Raw genomic sequence first — 8,663 nt, forward strand, 5'->3', positions numbered from 1 at the left:
TCTACTGACATCATTACAGGCACAAACTCTACTGACATCATTACAGGCACAAACTCTACTGACATCATTACAGGCACAAACTCTACTGACATCATTACAGGCACAAACTCTACTGACATCATTACAGGCACAAACTCTACTGACATCATTACAGTTCTTCTTCCAAATGCTACCGAATCCTGGTCATTTGATACTCAGGTTAATGGCTCTAGATTCATAGGAGATGTATACATTGAGGAGAGTGATTCCAGTCTAATTTTAGATGGTGACGGTTATCTATCAAATGATGGGAATTCAACCAGTAATCTATCCAATCTCTCAGTCACTGCTTGGGTTAATCCTGATTATTCAGGCGGATCTTCTGAATTTACAGTAATTAGCAAGGAAAAATCTTTTGCTTTAACAATTAACAATAATATCGAACCAAAACATATTGCTATTTTTTCAGTATTTGATGGAATAAAGTGGCACACAGTACAGACTACAGAAGAAATTGGTGATGATTGGTCACATATTGCTGCAACATTCAATGGAACAACATTATCAATTTATACAAATGGAACTCATTCTAACACGAACAAATCAATTGAAAAAATTGAATTAACAATAAAAGGACAACTTGAAGTTAAAACAATAGAAACAATTGAATCTACGTCGGATGTTGTAGTTGGTGCATCTCTTGACAATAATAGATCACTTGATGATGTAACAAAACAATTCCATGGTGAAATAAAAGAAGTTAATGTATTTAATGTATATCTAACTGCAGAACAAGTTACAGAAATATATTTACAAACATTACCAATAATTGAATCATTATACAATAATACTACAACAGAAATTATTGAAGAAAAAGATATGGTTATTGATGTTTTTGCATCAATACCAATTACAAATGCAACTAATGCTAATGGAACTAGTATTGATATAATTGATATTGATATCACAAACTCAACTGACACTATAATCACATTTAATGAAACACAAAATTATATTCCAATTGAATTAGAAACATTAAATGACGAACTTAACAAATTAACTATTTCAACGTGGATTAATCCTTCTTACACATCAGGTTCTGCAGAATTTACTGTTGTATCAAAAGAAAATTCATTTATTCTTGGAATCAATAATATTTATTCACCTGAAAAAGTTCCAACCTTTGCAATCTTTGATGGAATTACATGGACAAAAATTATTGGTAAAACGCAGATTAATGATTGGTCTAATCTTGTTGCAATTATCAATGGAACAGAAATTTCGTTATATCTAAATGGCAATTTAGAAGCACGTGGATCAATTCCTAAATCGTTTACAATATTAGAAGGCAAAGTAACTCCTGTATCAGCTGAAATTGCAGAAAATAATTCTGATGTGATCGTTGGAGCATATCTTAATACCCTTAGAAGCAAGGTAACCCTTTCAAACCACTTTTCAGGCATGGTTGATGACGTTCTCATCTATAAAAAAGCCCTATTTGAGAACCAAATCAAGGAGATTTATGCAGGTTATGTTATGGCACCAACAAATTATGACATTCCATTTGAATCACAACAATTGACATTTACTGATACAATTACAGTATTCCTGAACAATGTAACAGTATCACAAATAATTCCTGTTGATCCAATTGATGTTATATCTGTTGATCCATTATCTGTAGAATTATTATCATTTACAGATCATGTAACCTACAATGTAAATGATCGTGTAAATGAATCTATGAATAAATCAACAGTAGAAACAATGATGTTTTCTGATGAAGTTGTTGCTACAATTATTTCTGGAAATCTAACCACTCAAAATACTAAATCACAAATAATTCCTGAATCACTATCACTATCTGATATTGTTTTAATAACAATTAATAATATACACCTAGTATCGCTTTTTGAAACCTTATCAGTTGATTCAATGCTATTGATAAATAATTACACAATCCCTGCAGACAATGTTGTTTCTGATATGTATCTGGATCATGATATAATCGAAATTAACAAACAAGTAACTTGGACACAGGATGTAACATTCTCAAATAACACTGAATCAATTGCAGTAGAAATTCCAGCTGATGCTGAAATTCTTAAAATAAAAACACATAACAATACTTCAGAAACTATATTGTTTGATTCTTCAAATTATGTTCAGAATAATTCTACTAATACTGGATTATATGATGATGCAGATATTTCAGATAAGGATCTAAAGAAATACTTTAGACTAGTTGATTCAGTACAAACAATTCAGTCGCAAATTAATTCTACAAATGAAAAAATTTCATACTATGCAAATCTTGATACTGCAAAAGCACACAAAAAATTAGATAAACTAACTGAAAATCTTGACAAACTATCAGATAAATTAGAGAATAAGTTAGAAAAGCTTTCAAACACAATTCCTCTTGCGTCTCTTCAGCAAGTAAATGAGATGCTCCAAGAAGACAAACCACTAAAAGTTTTGATTCTTAACAACACTGATGATGACATTGAATTAACATTTACTACACCTGCACCATTTACTGTAGAGCAAAACAATTCCACCAATGACAAATATGACAAAAAGATCACAGTTTCCCATGAATCTGCCTTACACTATACCAATGTCACAGCATTCTCTGATATTCCTGAAAAACTAGTAGAGGCAGGCACTGATTTCAAGCTGTTTTGGAACATTAACGATACCAGAGTAAACGTAACTGACGATCCAAGATTTGAAGTAGAATTTGTAGATACTGATGCAAACGGCATTGTAGATCAGATGAAATGGATTGTACCAAAATTATCTGAGCAAGAATTTGATATTGAGGCAGATCTTGAGATAATCAACGTACAGAGCTATCCTGCATTAGGCGGAATCTGGAAGGTAAAATTCACAACAAACGGTACTGCAGATCTAATAATCTCTGCAGTAAATGGTACAACATTTGGTTTAGAATCTCCAGATGATCTTACATTCCTTGAACTAAACAACGGTACTCATACAATCAATCCTATGGTTAATGGAAATACAATTACTTACTACAACTATTCAAGTACAGAAGAAGGATTTGAGGCATCACAAGTATTAACTCCATTCAAACATCATTTGATGTTCCAGTTTGGTAACAAGACTGCATTTGCACACAATTCTGCATTTGTTCCAAACGGTCCACAGGTAATTCTCTTACATGGTGATCCTATAGTTCTTGGTTCGCCTGATACTGAAGATGACTTGGCAGTAACTAATGCTGTAATACCAGGTTGGGATGAATCAGCTGGCAGACAAGACCCTATCTATACACATGATAGCGCAGGTGGTGGTTGTAACGGAATTTCTGATTCATGTACTGAAATTCAAGTTTCAGAAGCAGGAACATACAGAGTCAATTATGGATTGAGTATAACTCCGTCTTCAATCAGTGCTGCTAGATACCAGGCAATCTCATTTATACAAAATGATACAGATGGTACTGGCGGATATGCCACTGGTGCGGGAATGTCATGCTATGATGGTGCATATGAAAGATCTACTGATAACCATAGAACTGCTGTCTGGTCTGGTGAGTGTCTTGTAGAACTAGATGCAAATGGAAAAGTTAGAGTTGGACTATCAAAAGTCTCATCAACTACTGGTTCTGGAACTTATTCATTTGCAAACGATGAGAACTGGTTCAATATGCAAAAGGTAGAAAATCCTACAATATCCCTTAGAAAGTCTGGTGCCTCTCTAACTGTCAATAATACACCAGATCTTATGACATTTGTCAATGCAGATATTGTAACTTATGATACTAGCACTTTTACATTTGATGGCTCTTCTGCCAATTCTGAAATCACAGTTGATGAGGATGGATTTTACAAGGTTTCATACAGTGCAGTTTATGCAAGTCCAAACAACAGAGCATCCATAATAGGTAAAATCCAAACAGACACATCTGGTTCATTTGTTGATGATGTGTATGGTGGAAGCATATCTTATAACAGAAATGCTGATGGTATTACACAAGCTGCATTATCATCATCTACAATTTTGGAACTTTATGCAGGAGACAAGATAAGATTTGTATCAGTTGATGAAACATCCAGAACTTCAACTGCTACAAACTATCATCTTGATGTAGAATATATTGGAACAGATTCTTCTGCAAATGTTCTTAGAGTTCATAACTCTGCAGGAGGTGTAAACCTTGATGATGTATCTGACGTTCTAGTAGACTGGAACAGCTCTAATGAAGAAGGCAGTCACTTTACGTTCACTGGAAATACTTCAGCAATACAATACGGTCCATTCACATTTGATGCAGACAATGATGCTGACGAGTCTGCATGGTCTTGGGACAATCCTGCAGCAGTTACAGATCAATTAGCAGCTTCAGGTACAGCTAGATCATGGTCACATGATACTAATGAAACACCATCAACTGGTATGGGTCCCTGTGCAGGACAAGGCGGAAGTGCAACTTGTGGTGTACTTGCAGATGGGTATGTCTATACTGAAGCATCTAGTCCTGCTGCAGCAAATGATATTTTCTATATGACACTAAATCAGGTTTTAGATGCAAATCAATATGATTGGGATGTTGAATTTTTCTGGAATCAAAGAGGTAATAGTAATCTTGCAACAGTTGAAGTCCAAACTAATGAGAACGGTGCAGGATGGGTTACTAGAGGAACATATGCTCAAAGTGGTCCTGATTTAGCTACCAGTGCTGATCCAGCTCCTTGGAATCAAGAAAATCTAGACTTGTCTGGAATAGTTAGTAATGCTTCGACTCAAATCCGATTCAAAGTCACATTCCCATCTTCAGGAACAATATGGAATAACGACTTTGGTTTGGATACCATTACAGTTTCAGGATCATTTGGAACGCCATCTGAAGAAATTACAGTAAATGTTGATGGTTTGTATCATGTTGCATACGGAGTTGCTTCTGCTCATACTGTTAGTGATGCTGAAAGATTTGGATCAAAAACAAGAATACAGATAGATTCAGGAAGTGGATATCAAAATGCTAAAGCATGTTTTGGTGATAGTTTTGCTAGAGGAAACGACGGTTCATCTAATAATCATAACATTGCAACAGCTGCTACAAGCTGTATATTGGATTTGAAGGGAGGGGATACAATCAGAGTCATCAGTCTTCGTTCAAGTGATGAGCTCACTGGCGCTGATCATAATACAATACCTGATAGAGTTTATCTTTCTATTCAGAGTTTGTCAATCAGTAATCCACCATTACAAGAATCACTATCACTTAATGCTCAGGTGATTGCTACTCTGATTAAGAACTTGCAAGAAACATTGACAATTTCTGATGATGTAATAACTATAAAAGATGCATCTGTCTCACTAACTGAATCACTTACACTAGATGACGGTTCTATTTTCATAGATAAGGACGGCCAAGTTCTTGTCGCCTTTACAGAGACACTATCACTTGATGATGATCCAATTACAAACTTGGTTCTACCACTCAAATTCACTGAATCAGTATCCATTTCAGATCAAGTTGATTATTCTTTTGCAGGAGTCATCTCACTCACTGAATCACTTACACTAGATGACACAGCTGAAGGTGAAATATTCATTCCAGCAAATCCGGACTTTAAGGTACAGTATGGCACATTTGCAATTTCAGATACTTCGGCTTCTGGAACAATAACTAGCTCAGGTGGTACAGACTTTGATGTTTGTACTGGTGACTGTTTCATCATGCAGACAAGTACAAGACAGACTGGTATGGGCCAAACCAGTGGAGGTGGTACACAAAATGCAGATGATGTAACCACATACATCTCAAATGATGGTGGCTTGACTTCTGCTGGCACTGTTACATTTACCAGAGCAGGTACAACAAATGACGACAGAATTGCATGGCAGATTCTAGAATATGTTGGTCCTGTAAATGGTCCAAACGAGATGAAGGTACTTGATACTGGAGTCTGTTCTTTTGGCAGTACCGCAGCTGACTGTACAGGTAGCACCATTGGTAGTGTACAAGATGACAATGATGTTGCAGTAATCATTACTGGTGTGTCAAACCCTGATACTGGAGCTTCAGATTATGAGACAGGACTAGTTACAACAGAATGGAAGGGTGCAAGCAACGTACCAGTATTCAACAGAACTGCAACAGGTACTGATGCAATCAATGTATCATATGCCGTAGTAGAGTTTACTGGTATAAACTGGAACCTTCAAAGAATCGAACATGAAGGATCTGATCTAGGTCTTTCTCAAGAAGAAACAATCTCTGATGTAGGTGATCTTTCAAGGGCATTTGTCTTACAAGCCCAGCAAAGAAATGCTGATAGTGCAACATCTGACGGTCTATGTGAGACAGGTGAACGAGTATGGCTATCTGACACGGATACTCTATCATTTTCACACGAGTTTGGTGGTGACGCTTGTACATACAATAATCAAATGAATAAAGTAGTTTGGATTCTATCAAACTCTAATACGCAAACTGGAAAGAAGATGATCGTAGAGCACCAGCAACCAACTGATCAACTAAACACATCTGGTTCAGAAGAAGAAAACTGGCAGAGAAGCATCAATACCCTAACTTATGGTACTGATGAGGCTTCAATATTTGGATTTACATCAAACTCTGATGGTACAGATAATTCCTATCCAAGAGGTACAATTGTTGCAAGACTAACTGACTCTACTACTGCTGATTTCTGGCAGTCAGATACTGGTCAAGAGCAAGGATACTCTTTCAGTATAGTTCAATGGCCTCGTTCCAAGGCATTGTCTTTTACATTGGAGGAAAACTTGTCGTTATCAGATGATGTTAATTCAATAAAACCATATATTGAATCATTATCGCTAGTTGATTCAGTAGAAATCATCAAAGATGCATCTGTCTCACTAACTGAATCACTTACACTAGATGACGGTTCTATTTTCATAGATAAGGACGGCCAAGTTCTTGTCGCCTTTACAGAGACACTATCACTTGATGATGATCCAATTACAAACTTGGTTCTACCACTCAAATTCACTGAATCAGTATCCATTTCAGATCAAGTTGATTATTCTTTTGCAGGAGTCATCTCACTCACTGAATCACTTACACTAGATGACACAGCTGAAGGTGAAATATTCATTCCAGCAAATCCGGACTTTAAGGTACAGTATGGCACATTTGCAATTTCAGATACTTCGGCTTCTGGAACAATAACTAGCTCAGGTGGTACAGACTTTGATGTTTGTACTGGTGACTGTTTCATCATGCAGACAAGTACAAGACAGACTGGTATGGGCCAAACCAGTGGAGGTGGTACACAAAATGCAGATGATGTAACCACATACATCTCAAATGATGGTGGCTTGACTTCTGCTGGCACTGTTACATTTACCAGAGCAGGTACAACAAATGACGACAGAATTGCATGGCAGATTCTAGAATATGTTGGTCCTGTAAATGGTCCAAACGAGATGAAGGTACTTGATACTGGAGTCTGTTCTTTTGGCAGTACCGCAGCTGACTGTACAGGTAGCACCATTGGTAGTGTACAAGATGACAATGATGTTGCAGTAATCATTACTGGTGTGTCAAACCCTGATACTGGAGCTTCAGATTATGAGACAGGACTAGTTACAACAGAATGGAAGGGTGCAAGCAACGTACCAGTATTCAACAGAACTGCAACAGGTACTGATGCAATCAATGTATCATATGCCGTAGTAGAGTTTACTGGTATAAACTGGAACCTTCAAAGAATCGAACATGAAGGATCTGATCTAGGTCTTTCTCAAGAAGAAACAATCTCTGATGTAGGTGATCTTTCAAGGGCATTTGTCTTACAAGCCCAGCAAAGAAATGCTGATAGTGCAACATCTGACGGTCTATGTGAGACAGGTGAACGAGTATGGCTATCTGACACGGATACTCTATCATTTTCACACGAGTTTGGTGGTGACGCTTGTACATACAATAATCAAATGAATAAAGTAGTTTGGATTCTATCAAACTCTAATACGCAAACTGGAAAGAAGATGATCGTAGAGCACCAGCAACCAACTGATCAACTAAACACATCTGGTTCAGAAGAAGAAAACTGGCAGAGAAGCATCAATACCCTAACTTATGGTACTGATGAGGCTTCAATATTTGGATTTACATCAAACTCTGATGGTACAGATAATTCCTATCCAAGAGGTACAATTGTTGCAAGACTAACTGACTCTACTACTGCTGATTTCTGGCAGTCAGATACTGGTCAAGAGCAAGGATACTCTTTCAGTATAGTTCAATGGCCTCGTTCCAAGGCATTGTCTTTTACATTGGAGGAAAACTTGTCGTTATCAGATGATGTATCAGCTAATCTAAAACTCGTACTTACAGAATCACTGTCCCTAGATTCAACTGCAACAACAACCAAAGCTGCATCTGTCTCACTAACTGAATCACTTACACTATCTGATACTATCAACAAAAACATCCCTGTCTCACTAACTGAATCACTTACACTATCTGATACTATCAACAAAAACATCCCTATTTCACTAGATGAATCACTCACATTCACAGATAACATCTCAAGATCTGCATCTGTCTCACTCACAGAATCACTATCACTAAATGACGGTACAGTAGATACAACCAAAGCTGCATCTGTCTCACTCACAGAATCACTATCACTAAATGACGGTACAGTAGATACAACCAAAGC

The 8,663-nt window shown here is 36.8% G+C and carries 1 protein-coding gene; it reads left to right on the plus strand.

The window, feature by feature from the left end; genetic code table 11:
• A partial coding sequence (locus tag ACW9XH_RS09800) for a LamG-like jellyroll fold domain-containing protein (protein WP_457760477.1) occupies positions 1 to 8,663 on the plus strand: 8,663 nt, incomplete at both ends.

Source organism: Candidatus Nitrosopumilus sp. bin_32a, from assembly GCF_054095935.1.